At 47.9% G+C, this 1,287-nt stretch carries 1 protein-coding gene; it reads right to left on the bottom strand.

Annotation, left to right across the window (positions count from 1 at the left end):
* Positions 1-1,198 precede the first annotated feature (1,198 nt).
* Positions 1,199-1,276, bottom strand: a complete 78-nt coding sequence (locus tag D9N13_RS24275) for an IS3 family transposase (RefSeq protein WP_411268113.1) — start codon at positions 1,274-1,276, stop codon at positions 1,199-1,201.
* Positions 1,277-1,287 lie beyond the last annotated feature (11 nt).

Here is a 1,287-nt window from a genome sequence, read left to right as displayed (position 1 = left end):
CACCACCCAAGTGCAGACTCGATATTTCCGAGTGGTAGAGCCAGGGCAAACTGAAAAAACTAGCCCGCGCTTCATTTTATATTGCCACTGCCAAAGATCTATCAGGCGAAGCCAAATCCAAATTTAGTTATCAAAACCAACCGCGATTTTAACGCTGAGGTAACCGGCCCAGCTGCGTTGTGCCAACATGTGGTAAAAAGCGAAGCGACCACATGTTGGTGCGGCGTAGATGGGTCCGCGTTGACCGGATAGTTAAAACGGTGCCGGTACCAACTCACCGACAACCTCGTTGTGGCGCGAGCGCGCCACCCTAAACTCAACGAACATGACAATTAGAATACCGTAATTGCAACCACCAATACACCCCACTACAACCACGAAGAACGTACAGTTTGATGGTCGACCGTCAACAGCCTGCTAAACCTATTTAAAACTATCAATTCTACGCTTTAGACCTGCTGGGATAATACGATTGCGATAACCAATGCTAGTAGTGTTCGACGAACATAATCACTAGAAGCAACCCAGATTTGCAATACCACTACCCAACCTTAAAGCGATCCGGCGAAGCCGAATATCTCTTAAAAAGAATCAAACTACAGGGCGCCATTTAACGCTGAGGTAACCGGCCCAGCTGCGTTGTGCCAACATGTGGTAGAAGCGAAGCGACCACATGTTGGTGCGGCGTAGCTGGGTCCGCGTTGACCGGATAGTTAAAACGGTGCTGGAACCAACCTGCCAACAACCGCGTTGTGGCGCGAGCGCGCCACCCTAAACTCAACGAACATGACAATTAGAATACCGTAATTGCCCCCACCAATGCACCTGCTACAGCCACGAAGAACGAACAGTAAATTAGGCGACCTTCAACTCCACATTAAACCTTTTAGAAACCACGCAATCTACGCAGCCGATAAATCAGAATAAAGCGCTTACGATACTCAAGACTGGTAAAGCCAGACAACTTGGACTCACTACCCGCTTCCACAAACTTTATTGCCACCGCCCATCCATAACACTATCCGGCAAAACCGAATACCTATTCAAAAAAATCAAACTACGTAGCACCATTTAACGCCTTGCTTACCGGCCCAACGGAGCAGAGCAAGCTTGTGGTAAAGTTTGCGCAGCAAACCACAAGTTTGCGGCGCGTAGTTGGGGAAACCTCACCCACTTTTGCGCACACCGCTTTGTTAAATCAAATACTACACTCATATTCCACTGGTGATAAATACCCAATGGACGAATGTGACCGAATTTCGTTGTACCACTTCATGTAAAGCTGAA

Origin of the sequence: Ketobacter sp. GenoA1 (assembly GCF_003671475.1) — a bacterium.
GTDB lineage: Bacteria > Pseudomonadota > Gammaproteobacteria > Pseudomonadales > Ketobacteraceae > Ketobacter.
Note: the sequence above shows the minus strand (reverse complement) of the source record. Positions and strands in the feature narration are given on the sequence as shown.